The 21,526-nt window shown below is 60.9% G+C and carries 23 protein-coding genes; 10 read left to right on the plus strand and 13 right to left on the minus strand.

What is annotated here, in order from left to right:
* Window positions 1-4 precede the first annotated feature (4 nt).
* From WDN02_RS05405 to mnmE, 5 genes are all read right to left on the minus strand, one after another.
* On the minus strand, window positions 5-913 hold the full coding sequence (locus WDN02_RS05405; protein WP_337292516.1) for a ParB/RepB/Spo0J family partition protein: 909 nt from the start codon (window positions 911-913) through the stop codon (window positions 5-7).
* A gap of 42 nt (window positions 914-955) precedes the next feature.
* Complete coding sequence (locus WDN02_RS05410) at window positions 956-1,777, minus strand: ParA family protein (RefSeq protein ID WP_337292517.1); 822 nt, start codon at window positions 1,775-1,777, stop codon at window positions 956-958.
* A 90-nt stretch (window positions 1,778-1,867) separates the two neighbouring features.
* Complete coding sequence (rsmG, locus tag WDN02_RS05415) at window positions 1,868-2,527, minus strand: 16S rRNA (guanine(527)-N(7))-methyltransferase RsmG (protein WP_337292518.1); 660 nt, start codon at window positions 2,525-2,527, stop codon at window positions 1,868-1,870.
* A complete protein-coding gene (gene mnmG / locus WDN02_RS05420; protein ID WP_337294870.1) occupies window positions 2,517-4,385 on the minus strand; it encodes a tRNA uridine-5-carboxymethylaminomethyl(34) synthesis enzyme MnmG in 1,869 nt (622 codons plus the stop codon). The genes rsmG and mnmG overlap by 11 nt, the downstream gene beginning before the upstream one ends.
* Before the next feature lie 39 nt (window positions 4,386-4,424).
* On the minus strand, window positions 4,425-5,744 hold the full coding sequence (mnmE, locus tag WDN02_RS05425; RefSeq protein WP_337292519.1) for a tRNA uridine-5-carboxymethylaminomethyl(34) synthesis GTPase MnmE: 1,320 nt from the start codon (window positions 5,742-5,744) through the stop codon (window positions 4,425-4,427).
* Window positions 5,745-5,757: 13 nt separating this feature from the next.
* Here mnmE and WDN02_RS05430 point away from each other — a divergent pair, with 13 nt between their 5' ends.
* Together WDN02_RS05430 and WDN02_RS05435 are read left to right on the plus strand one after the other, a co-directional pair.
* Window positions 5,758-7,806, plus strand: a complete 2,049-nt coding sequence (locus tag WDN02_RS05430) for a thioredoxin domain-containing protein (protein ID WP_337292520.1) — start codon at window positions 5,758-5,760, stop codon at window positions 7,804-7,806.
* 70 nt (window positions 7,807-7,876) lie between these two features.
* Entirely contained in the window at window positions 7,877-8,290 is a 414-nt protein-coding gene (locus WDN02_RS05435; protein WP_337292521.1) for an acyl-CoA thioesterase, read from the plus strand.
* Between the two features lie 421 nt (window positions 8,291-8,711).
* On the opposite strand, the gene rho is transcribed toward WDN02_RS05435, so the two are convergent.
* From rho to hemE, 6 genes are all read right to left on the minus strand, one after another.
* On the minus strand, window positions 8,712-9,980 hold the full coding sequence (rho, locus tag WDN02_RS05440; RefSeq protein WP_337292522.1) for a transcription termination factor Rho: 1,269 nt from the start codon (window positions 9,978-9,980) through the stop codon (window positions 8,712-8,714).
* A 257-nt stretch (window positions 9,981-10,237) separates the two neighbouring features.
* Window positions 10,238-10,960: an outer membrane protein gene (locus WDN02_RS05445; RefSeq protein WP_337292523.1), complete on the minus strand. Its 723-nt coding sequence runs from the start codon at window positions 10,958-10,960 to the stop codon at window positions 10,238-10,240.
* Between the two features lie 225 nt (window positions 10,961-11,185).
* On the minus strand, window positions 11,186-11,965 hold the full coding sequence (locus WDN02_RS05450; protein WP_337294871.1) for an outer membrane protein: 780 nt from the start codon (window positions 11,963-11,965) through the stop codon (window positions 11,186-11,188).
* A 209-nt stretch (window positions 11,966-12,174) separates the two neighbouring features.
* Window positions 12,175-12,960 carry an outer membrane beta-barrel protein gene (locus WDN02_RS05455; protein WP_337292524.1) on the minus strand — a complete coding sequence of 262 codons (786 nt, stop codon included), beginning with the start codon at window positions 12,958-12,960 and terminating at the stop codon, window positions 12,175-12,177.
* Window positions 12,961-13,112: 152 nt separating this feature from the next.
* Entirely contained in the window at window positions 13,113-13,544 is a 432-nt protein-coding gene (hemJ, locus tag WDN02_RS05460; RefSeq protein WP_337292525.1) for a protoporphyrinogen oxidase HemJ, read from the minus strand.
* Window positions 13,545-14,579 (minus strand): uroporphyrinogen decarboxylase, encoded by a 1,035-nt coding sequence (gene hemE / locus WDN02_RS05465; protein WP_337294872.1) that lies wholly within the window; start codon window positions 14,577-14,579, stop codon window positions 13,545-13,547. It abuts the gene before it with no gap.
* 377 nt (window positions 14,580-14,956) lie between these two features.
* On the opposite strand from hemE, the gene WDN02_RS05470 reads away from it, so the two are divergent.
* From WDN02_RS05470 to dnaQ, 5 genes are read left to right on the plus strand one after another with little or no spacing between them, the layout of a single operon-like run.
* The gene (locus tag WDN02_RS05470) at window positions 14,957-15,799 is read left to right on the plus strand and encodes a pyruvate, water dikinase regulatory protein (protein ID WP_337292526.1); all 843 of its coding nucleotides are present in this window, start codon (window positions 14,957-14,959) and stop codon (window positions 15,797-15,799) included.
* Window positions 15,796-16,413 (plus strand): Maf family protein, encoded by a 618-nt coding sequence (locus WDN02_RS05475; protein WP_337292527.1) that lies wholly within the window; start codon window positions 15,796-15,798, stop codon window positions 16,411-16,413. The genes WDN02_RS05470 and WDN02_RS05475 overlap by 4 nt, the downstream gene beginning before the upstream one ends.
* Window positions 16,410-17,249, plus strand: coding sequence for a shikimate dehydrogenase (locus WDN02_RS05480; protein WP_337292528.1), 840 nt, complete (start codon window positions 16,410-16,412; stop codon window positions 17,247-17,249). Before WDN02_RS05475 ends, WDN02_RS05480 begins: the two co-directional genes overlap by 4 nt.
* On the plus strand, window positions 17,249-17,854 hold the full coding sequence (gene coaE / locus WDN02_RS05485; RefSeq protein WP_337292529.1) for a dephospho-CoA kinase: 606 nt from the start codon (window positions 17,249-17,251) through the stop codon (window positions 17,852-17,854). Before WDN02_RS05480 ends, coaE begins: the two co-directional genes overlap by 1 nt.
* On the plus strand, window positions 17,847-18,545 hold the full coding sequence (gene dnaQ / locus WDN02_RS05490) for a DNA polymerase III subunit epsilon (RefSeq protein ID WP_337292530.1): 699 nt from the start codon (window positions 17,847-17,849) through the stop codon (window positions 18,543-18,545). Before coaE ends, dnaQ begins: the two co-directional genes overlap by 8 nt.
* Window positions 18,546-18,584: 39 nt before the next feature.
* On the opposite strand, the gene secB is transcribed toward dnaQ, so the two are convergent.
* Window positions 18,585-19,064: a protein-export chaperone SecB gene (gene secB / locus WDN02_RS05495; protein ID WP_337292531.1), complete on the minus strand. Its 480-nt coding sequence runs from the start codon at window positions 19,062-19,064 to the stop codon at window positions 18,585-18,587.
* A gap of 93 nt (window positions 19,065-19,157) precedes the next feature.
* The gene (locus WDN02_RS05500) at window positions 19,158-19,583 is read right to left on the minus strand and encodes an FxsA family protein (RefSeq protein WP_337292532.1); all 426 of its coding nucleotides are present in this window, start codon (window positions 19,581-19,583) and stop codon (window positions 19,158-19,160) included.
* Between the two features lie 120 nt (window positions 19,584-19,703).
* Between WDN02_RS05500 and WDN02_RS05505 the strand changes: the two genes are divergently transcribed.
* From WDN02_RS05505 to WDN02_RS05515, 3 genes are all read left to right on the plus strand, one after another.
* Window positions 19,704-20,417 carry a Tim44/TimA family putative adaptor protein gene (locus WDN02_RS05505; protein WP_337292533.1) on the plus strand — a complete coding sequence of 238 codons (714 nt, stop codon included), beginning with the start codon at window positions 19,704-19,706 and terminating at the stop codon, window positions 20,415-20,417.
* A gap of 100 nt (window positions 20,418-20,517) precedes the next feature.
* Window positions 20,518-21,096 carry a Smr/MutS family protein gene (locus WDN02_RS05510; protein ID WP_337292534.1) on the plus strand — a complete coding sequence of 193 codons (579 nt, stop codon included), beginning with the start codon at window positions 20,518-20,520 and terminating at the stop codon, window positions 21,094-21,096.
* Complete coding sequence (locus WDN02_RS05515; protein ID WP_337292535.1) at window positions 21,096-21,506, plus strand: metallopeptidase family protein; 411 nt, start codon at window positions 21,096-21,098, stop codon at window positions 21,504-21,506. Before WDN02_RS05510 ends, WDN02_RS05515 begins: the two co-directional genes overlap by 1 nt.
* Window positions 21,507-21,526 lie beyond the last annotated feature (20 nt).

Here is a 21,526-nt window from a genome sequence, read left to right on the forward strand (position 1 = left end):
ACATCTATCGCTTCAATTTCCGAATGAGATCGTCGAGCTGTTCGAGGCTCTTGTAGCGAATACGTACTTCGCCCGCTTCGCCGTGATGATTGATGGCGACGAGCAAACCAAGCGCACTGCTCAACTCTTTTTCTAAAGCGCGTGTGTCAGCGTCCTTCTCGATAGAATCGCTTTTCGTTTTGGCGCGCGGCGAAGATTCCTGCGTAAGCTTTTCCACATCACGTACTGAAAGTCCTTGCGCCACAATGCGCGACGCGATCTCGTCTGCATCGGCACGCGTCAACAAGGCACGCGCATGTCCTGCCGAAAGCTGGCCTTCAGCGAGCAAGCGTTTTGTCTTTTCCGGTAGTTTCAACAGTCGCAATGTATTAGCGACATGGCTGCGGCTCTTCCCGATGACTTTCGCAAGATCGTTCTGCGTATAATTATATTCGGCCTCGAGCTGCTGATAGCCGAGCGCTTCTTCCAGCGCGTTGAGATCGGCGCGCTGAACGTTTTCGATGATCGCAAGTTCGAGCGCCTGTTTGTCGTCGGCCTCGACGAGTATGACCGGCACATCATGCAGCCCGACGCGTTGCGCCGCGCGCCAGCGCCGCTCGCCGGCGATGATTTCATACGCATCGGCATGGCCTGTAACAGTACGGGCGAGGATCGGCTGAATGATTCCCTTTTCGCGAATCGACGCGACAAGATCATCAAGATCCTGATCGTTGAAATCCTTGCGCGGATTGCGCGGATTGGGCCGCAGAAACGCGAGCGGAATTTTCTTTTGGCCACGCGAGCGAGCGATCGCCGCATTTTCTTCACCGGCATCGCCGATCAATGCCGCCAGCCCGCGTCCCAGTCGCGGCCGGTGTTCGTCTGCCATAGTCGCCGCCTTCATATGAGCCTTCTTGATTCGTACTTTGCGCATCGTCTTCATCCGAAAAGTCTGCAACTTTTCGGGACGATGCGATTACGCCGCGCGCAATTGCCGTTCGCGCTGGATCACCTCGGAGGCCAGTCGCAGATAGGCCTGGCTGCCGGCGCATTTCAGATCGTAGAGAAGCACCGGCTTGCCATAGGACGGCGCCTCGGAAATCCGGACGTTGCGCGGGATGATCGTCTCGTAAACCTTGCTGCCCATAAAGCCGCGCACGTCGGCGGCAACCTGGGTCGCGAGATTGTTGCGTGGGTCGTACATCGTCAGCACGATCCCATGGATCGTAAGATCGGCGTTCAGCGTCTGCTTGACGCTCTCGACCGTTGAGAGCAATTGCGAAAGTCCCTCGAGAGCGAAGAATTCGCATTGCAGGGGCACCACGACGCTATCGCTCGCCGCCAAGGCGTTGATGGTCAGCAGATTGAGCGACGGCGGACAGTCGATGAGAACATATGAGAAACGACTCTCATCCGGCTGACCCAATTGCCCGTCGGCAAAGACTTTCAGGGCATTTTTCAGCCGGTAGGCGCGATCTTTGTCCGAGGCAATTTCGAGCTCGACGCCGAGAAGATCGAGCGTAGACGGCGCAATGCAGAGCCGCGGCACGGCCGTGGGTTGGATAGCCGCCTTCAACGGCTCTTCGCCGAGCATAACATCGAAGGTCGAGACGCCGCGGCTCTTACGGTCAATACCAAGTCCCGTCGAGGCATTGCCCTGCGGATCGAGGTCGATGATCAGCACCCGCTCGCCGATAGCGGCGAGCGCCGTACCAAGATTGATCGCCGTCGTCGTCTTGCCGACGCCGCCCTTTTGATTGGCGAGCACCAGAACGCGAAGATCGGGAGAATAAGCCACACGCCGTCTCCGTAATCCAACTACCTGCGCACCCATGCGATATCTCTAAATGATTGTTTTTGGAGACTTTTCGCGCGTGACGCCGCAAACTCATCCGCTCCGCGCCTGTGTTTCGGCCTCTTTGTCGAACACGAGGAGCAACCGACTCACCGGCGCTGTTACGCTTGATGCCGACATGATGCGGTATTGCCCCGCCGCGGACAAGGCTTTGACCTCAGCTTCGTAGTCTTGTCCCTTGAGAAAAACGCCGACAGCGCCCTCAGCGAGCAGATTTTTCGCGTAATCGACCAGGACCGGCAGTGGCGCCAAAGCGCGGGCGCTGACCGCGTCGATCGGGTCGCCCAGATTGTCGATGATTGTTTCGATACGCGCGTTATGAATGATCGAGGGCGCCGATGTTTCACGTGAAACATCGCGCAGAAAAGCGCATTTACGCTGATCCGATTCGATCAGATGAACCCGCGCGCCGGGCGTCTCGGCCAATCGGATGGCGGTCACAAGCCCCGGGAAGCCCCCGCCCGAACCGAGATCAGCCCAGATACGTGCCTCGGGCACGGCGGCAGAGACTTGCAAGGAATCTGCGATGTGCCGGGTCCAGAGCTGCGGCAAAGTCGAATTGGCGACGAGATTGATCGTCTTCTGCCATTTGCGCAGCAGATCGGCGTAGATGTCGAGGCGGCGGACGATCTCTGGCGGCAATGGAAAAAGCGCCAGCGCCGCGTGGCGGTCACTTTCGAAATCACTTGCCAATCGCGCGGCTCTCGCTAAGACGGCGCTTGGAATGGGCCGCGAGCAGCGTCAGTGCCGCCGGGGTGATGCCTTCAATTCGGCCGGCCTGGCCCACAGTCTGGGGTCGGATGGCAATGAGCTTGTCGCGAAGCTCGGCCGACAGACCAGCGATCGCCCGATAATCGAGCGCGTCGGGGATGCGCAATGCCTCGTCACGACGGAAGCTCGCAATATCGGCGGCTTGGCGTTCCAGATAGACTGCATATTTAGCGTCGATCTCGATCTGCGCTGCGATTTTCGGCGGGATCGCCGCAAGTTTCGGCCAGATGCGCCCGAGAACCGCCATTTCGACATCGGGAAAGCCTAGCAGGTCGAACGCGGTTCGGCGGATGCCGTCCTGATTGATCTTGAGTCCGTGCCGTGCGGCTTCGTTCGGCGTAAGGCTTAGCGCCATAAGCTGTGTCCGCGCCGCGTCGAGTTGCGCCTGCTTGGCCTCGAAGACCTGTGCCCGCTCTGCCCTAACCGCGCCGAGAGCGATGCCCTTGCCGGTCAGCCGCTGGTCGGCATTGTCTGCCCGCAGGCTGAGCCGATATTCGGCGCGTGACGTAAACATGCGATAGGGTTCCGTGACGCCACGCGTCACGAGGTCGTCGATCATCACGCCAAGATAGGCTTCTGACCGGTCGAAAGTGATCGGGGCATTCCCGCCCGCCAGCGCGGCCGCGTTCAAGCCGGCGAAGAGGCCTTGCGCGCCCGCCTCCTCATAGCCCGTCGTGCCGTTGATCTGGCCGGCGAGGAACAGCCCTGCGACCCGCTTTGTCTCCAGATTTGGCGTCAGCTCGCGCGGGTCGATGAAATCATATTCGATCGCGTAGCCGGGCTGCAGCATCCGCACATTAGCGAGGCCAGGGATCGTGCGCAGAAACGCGTCCTGCAACGTCGCGGGCAGGGCTGTCGAAATGCCATTCGGATAAATCGTCGGATCGTCGCGCCCCTCCGGCTCCAGGAAGATCTGGTGCGCCTCGCGATTGCCGAAACGCATCACCTTGTCTTCGATCGAGGGGCAATAGCGCGGGCCGCGTCCGGCGATGGCACCGGAATAGATCGGCGAATGGCCGATATTGGCGCGGATCAGGTCATGTCCTGCCTCGGTCGTGCGGGTGATGAAGCAATCGACCTGCTCGGTCGTGATGGCGGGCGTAAGGAAAGAAAACGGCTCCGGCTCCTTATCGCCAGGCTGGCGTTCGAGCATCGCCCAATCGATGGTCGTGCCGTCGAGACGCGGTGGCGTCCCGGTCTTCAGGCGTCCGAGCGCAAACCCATGCGCCAAAAGGCTCGCGGAAAGCTGCTGAGCCGGCGGTTCGCCAACGCGTCCCGCAGGAATTCGCTCTGCGCCCAGATGGATCATGCCGCGCAGAAATGTGCCCGTCGTCAGCACGAGGGCGCCGGTCTTAAGTACACGCCCATCCGAGAGCGCCAGGCTTGTCACGCGTCCCGCTTCGGTGCGGATTTCCGCCGCCTCGCCTTCGACCACGCTTAGACCGGGAATGTCGTTTAAGGCGGCCTGCATGGCCTCGCGGTAAAGCTTGCGATCCATTTGAGCGCGCGGGCCGCGCACCGCCGGCCCTTTGGCCCGATTCAAGACGCGGAATTGAATGCCGGCTTCGTCGGCGACGCGGCCCATCAGCCCGTCGAGCGCATCGATCTCGCGGACGAGATGCCCCTTGCCGAGGCCCCCAATCGCCGGATTGCAGGACATGGTGCCGATCGCGGCAAAGCTATGCGTCACCAGCGCCGTGTGGGCGCCCAAACGCGCCGCGGCGGCCGCAGCTTCGCAGCCGGCATGGCCGCCGCCCACCACGATCACGTCGAAATGCATGCCGCTCACGAATCCGTCCAATGTTTCACGTGAAACATATCATTTACCGATACAGAAGCGGGCGAAAATTTCGCCGAGCACATCTTCGACATCAACCTTACCAATTAAGCTTTCGAGGGCGTGAATCGCCAGCCGCAGGTCCTCGCCCAGCAGCTCGACTGGCCCGTCGATGGCGTCGGACGCCCGATCCAGCGCCGCCTCTGCTATCAGGAAGGCGCGGCGGTGACGTTCGCGCGTGATCAGGCCCAATTCCGCCTGCCCAGCAACGCCGCGGGCGAAATCTGCCAGCCTTTCACTCAAAACGTCGAGGTTCGCGCCCCTGGCGGCACTGATTGCCAAAGGACCGGCCCTCACGCCATCCGAGAGGTCGCTCTTGCTCCGAATTGGCCAGATCGGGACGCCCGGCGGCAAATCGGCTGGCGTCATTCCCGTTTCGTCAAGCCAAAGCACCAGATCTGCAATTTCGGCGCGTTTTCGGGCCCGTTCGATGCCAATGCTCTCCAGCGGATCGGAGGTTTCCCGCAAACCCGCTGTGTCGATCAGGACGAAGGCATAGCCGGCGATGTCGAGACGGACTTCGATCGCATCGCGTGTCGTGCCGGGGATAGGCGAAACGATCGCCGCCTCGCGTCGCACGAGTGCATTGAGCAGCGTGGATTTACCGGCATTGGGCGGTCCGGCGATCACAACGGTCACGCCGTCACGGACGATTTCGCCAGCCCGCCCCTTTGCCAAAGCCGCGGCCAGATCGGCGCGCACTGCTGCCAGCAACGCGGCAAGCCGCTCCTGAGCCAAGGGCGAGACGTCGCCCTCATCGGCGAAGTCGATTGTGGCTTCCAATAACGCCGAGGCCTCGAGAAGCGCGGCGCGCCAGCCCTCAGCCTTATGCCGCAGATCACCGCGCGTTTGTCGTAGCGCCTGGCGCCGCTGCTGCTCGGTCTCGGCGTCGATGAGATCGGCGATGCCCTCGATCTCGGTCAGGTCGAGTTTGCCGTTCTCGAAGGCGCGCCGCGAAAATTCGCCAGCCAGCGCGGGCCGCGTTGCGGGGAAATGCGCCAGGGCGGCGAACATCGCAGCGATAACGGCAGGTCCGCCGTGAAGGTGGAATTCGGCGCAATCCTCGCCGGTGAAACTCGCCGGCGCGGGAAAAAAGAGACAGAGCCCCCGGTCGATGGCTTCGCCCGACGCGGGATCACGAAATGTCGCGAGGGCAGCCTGCCGGGGTGGCGTCGCCTTTTCGACAAGTGCCCCTAATATGCTGGCAACGCCCGCCCCGGAAAGGCGTAGAACGGCAATCGCTGCCCGCCCCTGGCCGGAGGCGAGCGCAAAGATCGTGTCGGCCCCGCTTTCGCTGCTCATCTCAAGGCTCGTTATGTCGTTCAATGAACTCGCCAACGCCGCCAGCCCCTATCTGCTCCAACATAAGGACAATCCTGTCCATTGGCGGCTCTGGGGGCCGGATGCCCTCGCGGATGCGCAAAGTGCCAATAGACCGATCCTGCTCTCGGTCGGCTATGCCGCCTGCCATTGGTGCCATGTGATGGCCCACGAAAGTTTCGAGGACGCCGAAACCGCCGCGGTCATGAACGAGCTTTTCGTGAACATCAAGGTCGATCGCGAGGAACGACCGGACATCGACCACATCTACATGCAGGCGCTCCATGCCTTTGGCGAACAAGGCGGCTGGCCGATGACCATGTTTCTGACGCCAAAAGGCGAGCCGTTTTGGGGCGGCACCTATTTTCCGAAAGACTCGCGCTATGGCCGACCCGCCTTCGTCACGGTCCTGCGCAGTGTCGCCAGAGCTTTCCGCGACGAGCAAGGTAAAATTACCTCGAATGCGGAGGCCGTCCGCAAAGCTCTTGGCGCCGCAGAGCCATCGGGGCAGGTCGTCCCGCTCAGCCTCGCCACTGCCGATGCACTGGCGCCGCAGCTCGCGCAATATGTCGATCCAATTGATGGCGGCCTACGCGGTGCGCCGAAATTTCCCAATCCGTCAATCTTCGAATTTTTGTGGCGTGCGGGCGGTCGGCTTGGCGAGAAGAATTACCGCGATCTCGTCCACCTGACGCTGACAAAAATGTCGGCGGGCGGCATCTACGATCACTTAGGCGGCGGCTATGCGCGCTATTCGACTGATGACCGCTGGCTCGTGCCGCATTTCGAGAAGATGCTCTACGACAATGCGCAGATTGTCGAACTGCTCGCGCTCGCCTGGCGCGCCTTCGGCGATGACCTTTTCAGGCAGCGCATTGATGAAACCATTGGCTGGCTAGAACGCGAAATGACGCGGGGCGGCTTCTGCGCCTCGCTCGATGCCGACAGCGAAGGCGAGGAAGGCAAATTCTACGTCTGGACGTGGGACGAACTCGTCGAAATTCTTGGCGGCGCGGATGCCGAATTCTTCGGCTCCTTTTACGAAGCAACGCGCGCCGGCAATTGGTCCGAAGGCGGCCATCGCGTCATCATTCTCAATCAATTGCAGTTGAAAGAATCGCCAAGCGCCGACGAGGATTCACGCCTCGCGCCGCTGCGACAAAAACTTTTTGCCGCCCGCGAGACGCGCGTGCATCCCGGACTCGACGACAAGATCATGGCCGATTGGAATGGGCTGATGATCGCGGTGCTCGTCAATTGCGCGACGATCTTCGGCGAACCGCGCTGGATCAGCCTTGCTGCCAGCGCCTACCATTATGCCGTCGATCATCTGCAATTCAGCGATAATGATGGCGCGCGGCGGCTCGCGCACAGCACACGTGGCGGTGTTGTGGTGAAGCCCGGCCTGGCACTAGACCATGCGGCCATGGCACGCGCCGCGCTCGCCCTGCACGAGGCGCGGCACATGTCGGGCGCGAATCTCGCGGCTTACGATTATCTTGCCGACGCCATCGCCTGGGCGGAGGCGATCGCGCGTCACCACGTCGTCGTTGAGAGCGGCCTCGTCGCGATGTCGGCCGACGACGCAACCGATATCATTCTACGGCTTACGCCCACGGCGGATGACGCAATTCCAAATGCGCATTCGGTTTATCTTGGTGCTTTGGTGCGCCTTGGCGCGGCAACCGGCGACGAGAAATGGCGTACGCGGGCAGACGCGCTCTTTGCCGCCGTCGCGGGCGCCGTGACCGCCAATCCGATCGGCCATACTGGTATTTTGAACGCGCTCGATCTTTATCTGCACGGCCGCGAAATCGTCACCGCCGGACTTGAGCGCGCGCCGCTTTATCATGCAGCGCTGGCGGCGCCGTTCGATACGCGCATGATATTCGATCTCGAAACAGTGGACGGCCTGCCACCGGATCATCCGGCGCAGGCGCAGATCGCCGCGTCCGGCACGGCGGCTGCATTCGTTTGCACCGGCGGCGTGTGCTCGTTGCCGGTTCATGATATTGCCGGGCTTGATGCCTTGCTCGCGCGTTGACATGAGCATCGGCCCGAAAAGTGCCCTGCGGTTTTCGGGCAAGCCGATGCGAAAATCATGAGGAATGCCCATGACCCACAGCGAAATGGCTTTGACGCAGAGTGAAACGCCGCCGGCGGAAGCGCCGGTCATCCGCACGATCGCCATGCCGGCGGATGCCAATCCTTACGGCGATATTTTCGGCGGCTGGCTGATGTCGCAGATGGATCTCGCGGCGAGCAATGTCGCTTCCCGCGTTGCGCGCGGACGCGCTTCGACAGTGCGCGTCGAGGCGATGAATTTTCTGCGGCCCGTCCGCGTCGGCGATGTCGTTAGCCTTTATGGCCGTCTCATCGCGCGCGGGCGCAGCTCGATGAAGATCGAGGTTGAGGCCTGGCGCCGTGCGCGTGACGGCGAGGACGAAGAGAAGGTCACCGAGGCGGTCTTCACCTTCGTCGCAATCGATCCGGTGACGCGCAAATCGCGTCCATTGCCGGAAGAGTAGCCCCCAGCTTATAGAAAATAAGGCACCGAGATGCCGGTCCTTAGCGGATACGATGTCAACTACAGCCACCGTGGAAGCAGGAAGGCAACGCGATATTATCGCGGGAAGCAGATAGATGAGGTGCCTGTAACCTGGTCCAACGGCTGGACAAAGACCCCTAGCGAGGAACCCACTCTCATAGTTTGGTTCCAAAACGAACAGGAACTCAAAGAGAGGTTAGAGGCTAATGCATCTTTTATAGTAGCTGTGGCTAAATGGGTTGAAGGAAGCGCGAGTAGTCAAAACCTCAATGGTCTTTTTGAGGTCGCCCCAATTGGATTGACCGACAATCCTAAACAGCTTCTTTGCCGTGTCCTCCGGCGGTGTCCGCCCGCCGGAGAAACCAGTTCAAATTAGCAAAAAACGCAGAAAAATAGTCGTCCTACGTATTCATCGACTCGAAGAAGCTCGCATTGCCCTTCGGCGTCTCACGCAATTTGCCGAGCAGGAACTCGATCGCATCGACCGTCCCCATCGGATTGAGGATGCGGCGAAGCACATACATCTTCTTGAGAATGTCCGCCGGAACGAGCAGCTCTTCCTTGCGGGTGCCGGAGCGGGCGATGTCGATCGCCGGATAGGAGCGCTTGTCGGCAACCTTGCGGTCGAGGATGATTTCCGAATTGCCGGTGCCTTTGAATTCTTCAAAGATCACTTCGTCCATGCGCGAGCCGGTATCGATGAGCGCCGTCGCGATGATGGTCAGCGAGCCGCCTTCTTCGATATTACGCGCGGCGCCGAAGAAGCGCTTCGGCCTCTGCAAGGCGTTGGCGTCGACACCGCCGGTCAGCACTTTACCGGAGGACGGCACAACGGTGTTGTAGGCGCGGCCAAGACGCGTGATCGAATCGAGAAGAATCACGACGTCGCGGCCATGCTCGACCAGGCGCTTCGCCTTTTCGATCACCATTTCCGCGACCTGAACGTGACGCACCGCCGGTTCGTCGAAAGTCGAGGAGACGACTTCGCCTTTCACCGAGCGCTGCATATCGGTCACTTCTTCGGGCCGCTCATCGATGAGCAGAACGATCAGATAGCATTCCGGATGATTGGTGGTGATCGACTGGGCGATGTTCTGCAACAGCACCGTCTTGCCAGTGCGCGGCGGGGCGACGATCAAAGCACGCTGGCCCTTGCCGATCGGCGAGACGATATCGATGACGCGGGCGGAGAAGTCCTTCTTGGTCGGGTCTTCGATCTCAAGCTTCAGCCGTTCGTCGGGATAGAGCGGCGTCAGATTGTCGAAATGAACCTTATGACGAATCTTCTCCGGGTCTTCGAAATTGATCGTGTTGACCTTGAGCAGCGCGAAATAGCGCTCGCCCTCTTTCGGGCTGCGGATCAGGCCCTCAACCGTGTCGCCGGTTCGTAGCCCGAAACGGCGGATCTGCGACGGCGACACGTAGATGTCGTCGGGACCCGCAAGATAATTCGCGTCCGGCGAGCGCAGGAAGCCGAAGCCGTCCTGCAGCACTTCGATGACGCCTTCGCCGACGATTTCGATATCGCGGCTGGCGAGTTGTTTGAGGATGGCGAACATCAATTCCTGCTTGCGCAGGATCGAGGCGTTTTCGACTTCATGTTCCTCGGCAAAAGCGAGGAGTTCAGTCGGCGATTTGGATTTTAAATCTTGAAGTTTGATATCCCGCATCGGGATTTTCGTCCTTGGAAGGGCGCTGGGCGCGCAGCTTGGGGAGCCCGGATGGGCGTCAATGATCCCTGGGAAGGCAGGCCAATGTCGTATCGAGGGGCGCTTAAACGGTGCGCGCCGACAAATCGCCTGCGAGGAGAGAAAACAAAAATAAGACGTTTCGGCCTCTTTGACAACTAGACATCGGCACGCTGTCAAACATCATATGGGATTGGGGAGCGAATTAGGTGCCAGTTCGGCGGTTTGCGCCCAGCAGATCAATATTTGGGCGTAACCAGCTCCGGCGCGCCGCTCCAATCGAACTTCCAGTTCAAACCAGCCCGCACGGCATGGAAGTCTGCCCGCGTTCGCGCCGTCCCGCCGCCGCCAAGCGGGGTCGAAACCGACCCGAGGTCGGTGTAGAGATATTCCGCCTTCGCCGTCAGATTGCGGGTGATCGCATATTCGACGCCGGCGCCCGCCGTCCATCCGGTGCGCACGCCACCACTGGAAAAGCTGGCGCCGCCAAGCCCGATCTGGTCATGCACATCGCCATAGGCGAAACCGCCGGTGACGAACGGCAGGATATTGCCGAACGAAAGACCAAGCCGCGCCCGCGCTGATCCCCACCAGTCGAGGCGGCTCGAACCGTTCAGGCCGATTCCGGGGACGCCGTAATCCGCGTGCAGGGTCGAACCCTGAAAATCGGTCTCGCCGCCGAGGACGAAATTCGAGGTCGGGAACTGGTAGTTGAACCCCGCCTCGCCACCGCCGACGAAACCGGCGGGATTGGCGCCCAGGCTGCCGAACGGCCCGACGTTCAGCGTCTGGTGATTGAAGGCACCACCCGCCGTCGCGCCGAGGTAGAACCCGGTCCAGGAAAAAACCGGCGGCGCAGGTGCGTAAAGTGCCGGTCCCTTGTCGCTCGGCAGATCAGCCGCCCGCACGCCAACAAATGGCGTCAAAATCGCGAGAAGTGCCAGAAAGCTTGACCGAACCATGACTTGACTGCCGTTTCGCGGAACCTAACCGAAACCTGTCCGCTCCGCACATTAAATGGCGTTCACACGGTTAAAGGCCAAGGCTCATAGCGCGAATGTGCGAAAACGCACCTCGTTCCGGCAAAAATGTCCTGTTCGGCGAATGCCCGCAGCACTGTGATATCGGCGCAACAAAAAACCGGCGGTTATCGGCCGCCGGCTTGTATGCGCCTCAGAATTTCGGGCTCAGTATTTCGGCACGACCGGCGTCGGCGGGGTCAGCCATTCGAACTTCCAGTTCACGCCAGCACGCACGACGTTCAGGGTCGGATGCGCCGAATGGTCGTTCATCGGCGCGAAGGCCAGTTCGGCTGGCGTCTGGTAATATTGCCGGCCGAGATCGACGTGCAGATATTCCGCCTTCACCGACAGATTGTGCGTGACCTGATATTCGATTCCCGCGCCCGCGGTCCAACCCGTCCGCGTCGAACCGACGGAGAAATTGCCGAAGGGATTAGCGCCGGGATCGACGCGTAATTGATCGACATGCCCGAAGGCGCCACCGCCCGTCACATAGGGCAGGATGTTGCCGAAAGCATAGCCGAACCGCGCCCGCGCCGTCGCGAACCAGTCCAGCTTGGTATCATTCGGGATCGAGCCGCCGCCGACACCAAACGGGCTGTCGTCGTTCGCACGGACGGTCGAGCCGTCGAAATCACCTTCGACGCCCAGAACATAATTCGTCGATGGGAACTGGTAATTGAAGCCAACCGTCCCGCCGCCCAGAAAGCCACTGGAAGACAGGCTTCCCGTATTGTCGAGAACACCGGCGCTGTAATGGTTGTAACGGACCTGGTCGCCGCCATAGCCGGCGTTGACGCCAACATAGAGCCCCGTCCAGGACGGCGGTGGAGGCGGGGGCGGCGCATAAGCCGGCGGCCCCTTATCGCTGGGGAGGTCGGCCGCCAAGGCGCTGCCCGCGCAGAGGACTGCGCAGACGCTCGACATCAGCAGGGCGCGAATCATCTGTCCCAAGGGCCTCAAAATTCTAAGATTTCAAAGGCGATCATTAGAGCAAATCCCTGACCACACAACGCTCGTAGCGCCACCGGACACGGTTTCTATGACGCTGTGGCCAGCGGGTGACAATCCTGGCCCAGCCTATCCGGCGACCCTCAGGGAATAAAAAAACCGGCGGGAAACCCGCCGGTTGATCAAGACGAAATTGCGATATCTCAGTATTTTGCCACGACGGGCGGAGCCGGCGGCGGCGCTTCGTCGAATTTATAGCTGAAGCCGGCCTGCACACGATTGTCCGTATCGTGATAACGCAGCGAGAACGGCCCGACCACCGGGAAGGACGTATAGGTCGTGTCGTAGTGCCCATAATCCGTGTAGCGGTATTCAGCGCGTATCGACCAATTGTTGTCGATCGCATATTCGATGCCGCCACCAGCGGTCCAGCCGACACGGCCGGTCTCGTGCGCTTCGCCAATCAATCCGGGAGCATCGAGGCTATTACGGATCGAGCCGAAGGCCGCGCCGCCAGTGCCATAGATGAGCACGCGATCGAAGGCGACGCCCACCCGGCCGCGGATCGACGCATCGACTTCCGTGCGATCCCGCAAAAGGATAGTCCCAGCTAAAGCGGGGTCACTGCCCGTGTAGCTCGCGCCGTTCACGTCGCCTTCGATACCGACGACGATTCCGCCACCAGTACCGCCAAGACCAGGAAGGAAGCCGCCAAGGCTCCCAATTTCATAATTATAGCCGACATGGCCGCCACCGACGACACCTTGGTCGTGGAACCCAGTGGCAGGACCACCCGGCACGTCAAGCGCTACCGACGTATGGCCCCACTCATAGCCAACTTGGCCACCGATATAGACGCCCGTCCAAGAGAAAACCGGCGGCGGGGGCGCATAGACAGGTGGCCCCTTTTCACTGGGAAGATCAGCCGCCATAGCGACAGACCCAAGAATTGCGGACGAGATAGCCGCCAATGCAAACGAACGAATCATTTCAGCCCCCTGAAACATTCAAAAAGAACGTCTTCAGACGATAACGTTAGGCCGGAGCTTCATGAAAGCGCGGTTTGACTAAGCCGGCGCTTTTTCTTACACGCGTGACATGCCGGCTACACAAATCCGGACAGGTCAAAGAGCCATCGTTTCTAGTTTGGCTTCACGACGACCAGAATGACAATTCCGATAAGCAGCAACGTCGGAAGCTCATTTAAAACCCGATAGAATTTTGGCGAATGAACATTGCGATCCGCGGCGAAATGAAACCGAAGCGAGATGAGGTAAAAATAAATTCCCGTCATGAGAAATACGAGAAAGAATTTCCAATTCATCCATGCCGCACGAAAAAAATCCCCTTTTACCGCCAGCGTGAGGCCTGTCGCATAAACAAGAACAATCGCCGGACGCATGATCGCGACTTCGAGCCGCCGCTCCATCACCTTGAAGGTTTCCGACTGCTGCGAACCCTTCTCAGTCCCCGCGTGATAGACGAAGAGCCGCGGCAGATAGAGCATGCCCGCCATGAAGGCGATAATCGCGATGATGTGCAGGGCTTTGATCCAAAGATAGATTTGATCCACTCACGCCTCCGGCCGCAACAGCGCCAATAGAGCCTCAACGTTGTCCAGCGGCGTTTCCGGTAGGATGCCGTGACCCAGATTGAAAATATGCGGCCGGCCACGAAAACCCGCTTGGATTTTAGCCACAGCCTCACCGAGCGGCTCGCCACCGGCGATCAACGCAAGCGGATCGAGATTGCCTTGCAGCACGACGTTTGACGGAATGACCGCTGCTGCCGAAGCTGGATCGACCGACGTATCGAGACCCAAAGCGTCTGTCCCGGTCTGCGCCGCGTAGCCCGCCAGTGCGAGACCCGCGCCGCGCGGAAAAGCGATGATCTTCGTCCGCGGATGACGGATGCGCAGCGCCGCGATGATCCGTCTGACGGGGTCCAACGCCCAACGCTCGAATTCCGCCGGGGCAAGAGCCCCCGCCCAACTATCAAAAATCTGGATGCAATCGGCGCCCGCCTCGATCTGGCGCGACAAATAGACAACCGAGCCCTCGATAAGCCGCTCGATCAACGCCGCGAAAATGTCCGGGTTGCGATAGGCGAAGAGCCGCGCCGGGGCTTGGTCGGGCGTCCCACGCCCGGCAATCATATAGCTCGCGACCGTCCACGGCGCGCCGCAAAAGCCGATGAGCGCCGTCTTTGCCGGCAAAGCCTGCTTGACCAACTGAATGGCCTCGAAAACCGGCGACAAATGATCGAGATCGATCGTCTCCCGTAGAGCCTTCAGATCGTCGGCACCTATGATCGGCTGAAGCCGCGGTCCTTCGCCGGATTCGAAATCGACCTTCTGACCGAAGGCGTCAGGAACGACGAGGATGTCACTGAAGATAATCGCGGCATCGAAGTGAAATCGACGGATCGGCTGCAGAGTCACTTCGGCCGCCAATTTTGGATTGTAGCAGAGATCGAGAAACGATCGCGCCTTGAGCCGCGTCTGTTTGTACTCCGTCAAATAGCGGCCTGCCTGCCGCATCAGCCAGACGGGAGTCGTCGACAAAGCCTCGCCGTTGAGCACGCGCAGCAAGGGCTTGTTAGCCGCCAGGGTTGAAGCCGCCAATATAAAAATCCTTATCTAAAGACTCTTCTATTCTCTCTCTTATTAGGGGGTCGGATTAGGCTCGTTTCGGGTTTTTCACAATCGAACCGGAGCAATTTGTTTTATGCTCGATTCCCACAGGCGGCGGCCGCCAATGAAAGGTTAACGATTTATTAATCCCCCCAATGGCTTCGCTGTCTCTATTCGGTAATCTTTCAAGTCTTATTAAATTATCGACAGAACCAGCGGGAGCCCGACGATTCTCTGCGCAGTGCCAGCGCTGTTGACAAAGAAGCCGGTGCTGCGGGACATGTCCCCAAGAGGGCGGCGGCGGCGGTGACTTATCCCCATCGGTCCACAGGGCCTCGCGACGGATGCGGCTTGTGGCGCGTAACTATTTCCATTTGCATCTGATTTCCGACGCGACCGGCGAAACCTTGATCGCCGTGAGCCGGGCGGTGATCGCGCAATACGATGCCGTGGAATCGATAGAACACCTCTATCCGTTCGTGCGATCACCGATGCAGCTTGAAAAGGCAATCGACGAGATCGACGAGGCGCCGGGCGTCGTTCTTTTCACACTGATCGACAAGGATCTGACCCGGCGGCTCGTCGCGGCCTGCCATGAGCTGAATGTGCCCTGCCATTCCGTGTTGCAGCCGATCGCCGATCTTTTTCGGGCCTATCTCGGCTCGCCGGGTGCCGCACGGCCGGGCGCCCAACACACGCTCAATGCCTATTATTTCAACCGCGTCGAAGCGTTGAATTATACGATGCTGCACGACGACGGCCAGATGACTGACGATTATGACGCTGCCGACGTCCTGTTGCTCGGCGTCAGCCGAACATCGAAGACGCCGACGAGCATCTATCTCGCCAATCGCGGCATCAAGACCGCTAATATCCCGATCGTACCCAACGTCCCATTGCCGAAAACGATCTTTAGCCTGCAAAAGCCGTTGATCGTCGGCCTGATCACTTCGGCCGACCGGCTTGTGGCCGTTCGTCAGCAGCGTCTCGATGCGTCACAGACGCGGTTTGATTCCACTTATGTGGACCCTGTTGCGGTGAGCGAGGAAGTTGTCCAGTCGCGGCGTCTGTTTTCTCATTATGGCTGGCCGGTCATCGACGTGACGCGCCGCTCGATCGAGGAGACGGCCGCGGCCATCATCTCGCTTTATAAGACGCACCGCGCCAAACTCGGGCTTGCGGAGCAGCCGCGATGAGCGGGCTTTGGCTGGCAAAAGCGCCCTTGGTGCTCGCCTCGAAGAGCACGGCCCGGCAGGGGTTATTAAAGGCCGCGGGGATTCCTTTCGACATCATCGCTGCCGAGATCGACGAACGCAGCGTCGAGGCGCCGTTGCGCGCCGAAGGTGCGCCTGCGACGGCAATCGCGGCACATCTGGCCCGTGCCAAGGCGCTCGCCATCTCCACTTATGCGCCCTCGCGGCTTGTCATCGGCGCCGATCAGGTGCTCGCCTTAGGCAGCGAGATTTTCACCAAGCCAGAATCCAGGGCAGCGGCCAGAGAGCAACTCGCAAGGCTCTCTGGCCAGACGCACGCGCTGCAATCGGCGGTCTGCGTGGCGCGCGATGGAACCGTGCTTTTCGAGGCAATCTCGACCGCGAACATGACCTGCCGCGTGCTCAGCCCGGACTTCATCGACCGTTACATTGCCGTAGCCGGGGATGCGGTGCTGACGAGCGTCGGCGCCTATCAGGTCGAAGGACTTGGTGTGCATCTCTTCGACAAGATCGATGGCGATCAGGCGACGATCCTCGGCCTGCCGCTGCTGCCGCTGCTTGCATTTTTACGCGAAGAGGGCAGTCTCGCGGCATGACTTTGCAGGCTTTCGTCATCGGCTGGCCGATCTCGCATTCGCGTTCGCCGCTGATCCACAATTACTGGCTGGAAAAACTGCAAGTGCCGGGTCGCTATGAGCGGTTTGCTGTGGCCCCGCCCGATCTTTTGACCTTTCTGGCAAATCTTGCGGATCTCGGATTCGTCGGCGGCAATGTCACGCTGCCGCATAAAGAAAAAGCCTTCGCAGCCTGCGCCGTGACGACGCCGGTCGCGCGCCAGCTCCAGGCTGTGAATACCCTGTGGATCGAGGATGAAAAACTTTTCGGCGACAACACCGATGTCGCGGGCTTTCTTGCCTCGCTCGACGCTGATGTTCCGGATTGGGATAAGAGCGTGGATAAAGCCGTTGTCCTGGGCGCCGGCGGCGCGGCGCGCGGGATCGTCTTTGCGCTGAACGCGCGCGGCATCCGTAACATCGTTATCGTTAACCGCACGCGCAGCCGGGGCGAACAATTGCAAAGGCAATTTCCTGATGCGCGGATCGACCTTGCTGATTTCGCCGTGCTGCCTGGCCTTCTGCGCGACGCCGATTTGCTGGTGAATACGACATCGCTCGGCATGATCGGCCAGCCGCCGCTCGAGATCGATCTTGCACCGCTGCCGGCACGCGCCGTCGTCGCCGATATCGTTTATGCGCCGCTTGAAACCGCACTTCTGCGCCAGGCGTCAGCGCGCGGGCTGCGCACGTCGGGCGGCCTCGGCATGTTGCTGCATCAGGCGGTGCCGGGGTTTGCGCGCTGGTTCGGGCAGACTCCGCAAGTGACGCCGGATTTGCGCGCGCGCGTTGCCGCCGACATCGCAGATAAAAGCTGATGTTCGTTCTCGGCCTCACCGGCTCGATCGGCATGGGCAAATCGGTGACCGCCGCGATTTTTCGCGAAGCTGGAATCCCCGTGCACGATTCGGATGCCGCCGTACATGCGCTCTATCGCGCCGCCGCCGTACCGCTCGTCGTGGCCGCTTTTCCGGGCACGCTGCGCGACGGCGAGATCGACCGGACGCGCCTCTCGGCCTATGTGGTCAATGACCCGGCGGCGCTGGCGCGGCTTGAAGCGATCGTCCACCCGCTCGTGCGCGCCGAGCGCGCTGAATTCGCCGCCGAGGCGCGCGCCTCGGGCGCCGATCTCATCGTCCTCGACATTCCGCTTCTGTTTGAAACTGGCTGCGAGGGTGAAGTCGATGCGGTGCTGCTCGTCACCGCGCCGGAAGACGTGCAAAAGGCGCGCGTTGCCGGAAGACCGGGCATGACAGAAGCGAAACTCGCCGCCATAATCGCCAAACAAATGCCCGACATCGACAAACGCCGCCGCGCTGACATGATCCTCGACACGAGTCTTGGTCACGAGGAGGCTGCGCGGCAGGTGCGCAAGCTCATCGACGATATTCGTGCGGGGCGCGTGGCAAGACATCATGCGTGAGATCGTCTTCGATACGGAAACGACCGGCCTCGATCCGGCCTCAGGGCATCGCATCGTCGAGATCGGCTGTATCGAAATTCTGAATTCGATTCCGACGGGGCAGACCTTTCACTTCTATCTCGATCCCGAGCGCGACATGCCGGAGGAGGCGTTCCGCGTACATGGAATTTCGGCGGAGTCGCTGATCGGAAAGCCGAAGTTCGCCGAGATCGCCGAGAAATTTCTCGTATTCGTCGGCGACGCCATGCTCGTCGCGCATAATGCCGAGTTCGATCTGCGCTTCGTCAACGCTGAGCTCGCCATGCTTGGCCGTCCGCCGCTCGGGCTGGAACGGATCGTCGATACTCTGGCGCTGGCGCGCCGCCGTCATCCCGGTTCGCCGGCGAGCCTGGACGCGCTCTGCCAGCGCTACGGCATCGATGCAAGCCGGCGGACCAAGCACGGCGCTCTGCTTGATGCGGAACTTCTCGCCGAGATCTATGCAGAATTGACGGGTGGCCGTCAGACGAGCCTGCTGCTCCAGACCGCCGCCGTCAGTGCGCAACGTGCGGCGGCAGTGCGACCGGTTCGCCCGTCGCCGCTTGCGCCGCTCATCGCTGCGACGGAATGGGCCGCGCACGCCACCTTTGTCGCGACGCTCGGCGACAAGGCGATCTGGCGGCGTTATTTACCAAAATCAGGAGAAGCCTAGAGCGCGATCCGAGAAGATCGCGCTAAATTTCTTGTTGCCCTATTGGGCCTGCGCAGTCGGGGCTTGCGCGGTCTGTGCCATCCGTTGGCGGTAGAGGCCGGCGAAATCGATCGGGTCGATGTAAAGCGGCGGGAAGCCGCCGTTGCGCACCGCATCCGCAACGATTTGCCGGGCGAAGGGGAACAGCAGCCGCGGGCATTCGATCATGACGACCGGCTGCATGTCGCTCTCGGGAATGTTGAGCACGCGGAAAATGCCGGCGTAATTCAGTTCAAACTTGAACAGCGTGTCGTTGCCCTCGCCGGCGGCGCCTTCGAGCAGGAGTTCGACTTCGTAATCGGCCTCGGCAATCTGGCGGGCGTTGACGTTCACCTGAATGGAAATATTCGGCGCCTGAGGCTGCGGTCCGAGCGAGCGCGGCGCATTCGGATTCTCGAACGAGAAATCCTTCGTATATTGCACCATGGCATTAAGAGTGGGCGCGTTTGCCGCCGCACTGCTGCCGTTGCCGTCCGCCATGTCGTTACTCTCCCCACCGAAACCGAAGCGGCTTGGCCGCCCTGAAAATCGCGCCAGCGCCTAACATGGATAGGGGCGCCGAACAAGCGAGCCTCAGCCGCGCTCCTTCTCGTCGATGCGGTGCCAATCCTGCGGAGTTAGATCGATGACATTCGGATCGCGCGGTTTGACCGCCAATTCCTGATGACGCCACGACGGCAGCAAAAGCGCCAGGCCGACGCAGTCCGACAGAAAGCCCGGGATCACGAGCAGGATGGCGCCAAGCGCGGCCAGCGCGCCGCTGCGCAGCGTCAGTGGCGAAAGCCGCAAGGCGTGGGCCGGATTTTCGGCGACGGTTTGAAAAAGCTGACGCGCCTGTCCGCCAAGCCGGCGCAGCAACGCGAGACCGAGCAGGCTGAAAACCAGGGTCAGCGCAATCGCGCCCGGCAGGCCGATCGCGCTGGCGATCATGCCGAACACCGACAGTTCGGCGAGGATCCAGAGGCAGGTGCCCAAAAAGAAAGCGGCGATATAAGGCATAGAACGTCCCAGAAAACACAAAGTCTGCCGGCAGACTATCAGCTTATGAACTTTCCCGGCTGGACGCTATATATGTCGTCCGAACGGTGAATCCGCTCCCAAGCCCCGAGCCTAAGTTAAATGCACGACCCCTTCGACGCCTCGACGATCATTTTCGCGCTTCTTGCCATCTTCGTATTGTGGAAGCTGCGCTCCGTCCTGGGCACGCGCGGCGGCGCGGAGAAGCCACCGGCGCAGAATACGAATTCGTTCTTCAAGACCAGCACTGCGGCCAATGAAAACAAGGTCGTGCCGCTACCCGGCAGCGGGCCGCGCCCAGCCCCGCCTCCGCCGCCTTTGGCAGATCCCGAGCGTTGGAAAGCCTACGCCGAGCCCGGCTCAAAAGTCGCCAACGGTCTCGACGCGATCGCCGCCGCCGATCCGAATTTCGGCCTCGATCAGTTCATCACCGGCGCGAAATCCGCCTACGAGATGATCGTGACGGCCTTCGCGACCGGCGACCGCGAGCTTTTGGCGCGCCTGCTCGATAAGGACGTTAACGACAGTTTCGTCGGCGCGATCGATGCCCGTGCGGCACGCGGCGAATCGCTCATGACCAAAGTCGTTTCGATCGATAAGACCGGCGTTTTCGATGCCGGCGTGCGCGACGGCATGTTGCAGATCACGCTGCGTTTCATGGCGAGCCTCATCAGCGCGACGCATGACAAGGACGGCAAGGTGATCGACGGCGATCCGGAAAAGACGGTGAATATGGTCGATCTGTGGACCTTCGCTCGCCCCGCCGCATCACGCGATCCCAATTGGAAGCTCGTCGCGACGCAGACGGGGCATTGAGGCTGCGTCGCGAAAAGCGGTAAGCTCCCCGGAACATCACGGATGACGTCCATAGATTCGGCGCTGACGACGCTTGCTATGACTCTTGCCAAGGGGGCGCATGAGCGAAGAGACACGCGAGACATTGCGCCCGCTGTCGGACGAGGAAGTCACCCTCTGGCTGACAGTCACGCGCCATGTCCTGCGCCGTCCCGGGATGAAAGCGCCCCTGGCGCCGCCGCCCAAGCCTGAAAAACCTGTCAAAAGCGCGCCCTCACCGAGGCCCGCGCAGGTCAAATCTGAACCCCCGCCGCGTCCCGCCATGCCCGGCCTCGCGCCGCTGGAGCGCCGCGCTCGTCAAAAGCTGTCACGCGGCCACATGCCGGTCGATGCTGCGCTCGACCTGCACGGCCTGCGTCAGCATGAGGCGCACCCTGCCTTGCACGGATTTCTGATCCGCGCCCAGCACCAGGGCGCCAAGATCGTGCTCGTCGTCACCGGCAAGGGCGAGGGGCGGACAGAGGGCCGCACCGGCGATATTTACGAGGAAGGCGGCGTCCTGCGCCGCAATGTGCCGATCTGGCTGCGGGCGCCGGAATGGCGCAATCTCGTCGTCGGCTTCGAGGAAGCGGCGCGCCATCACGGCGGCGCCGGCGCGCTCTACATTCGTATTCGCCGTGGGTCGCGGGGGGAGGATTGATGCCGATCAGTTGGCCAGATCTCGTGCCGCCTTCGCTTGCCGATTTCGAGACGCTTGCCGAAGCAGCTTACGCGAAACTGCCAGATGATTTTCGTGCGCTCTCTCAGGGGGCCGTCATCCGGATTGAGGATTTTCCGGATAACGAGGTGCTCGACCGGATGGGCTGCGAAACCGAATTCGACCTGCTGGGTCTTTTCTCCGGCCGCGGCCTCGCCCAGGGTGGTGCCCAGTCCTTTACCGGGCAAATGCCGAATATGGTCTGGCTTTACCGGCGGCCGATCCTCGATTATTGGGCCGAAAACGAGGACACTCTCGGCGAGATCGTCACCCATGTCCTCGTGCATGAGATCGGCCATCATTTCGGTCTCTCGGACGCCGATATGGAAGCGATCGAGGCGGCGGGGGATTAGCCGCTATCCTCTGGAGCAAT

Source organism: Methylovirgula sp. (assembly GCF_037200945.1).
GTDB lineage: Bacteria > Pseudomonadota > Alphaproteobacteria > Rhizobiales > Beijerinckiaceae > Methylovirgula.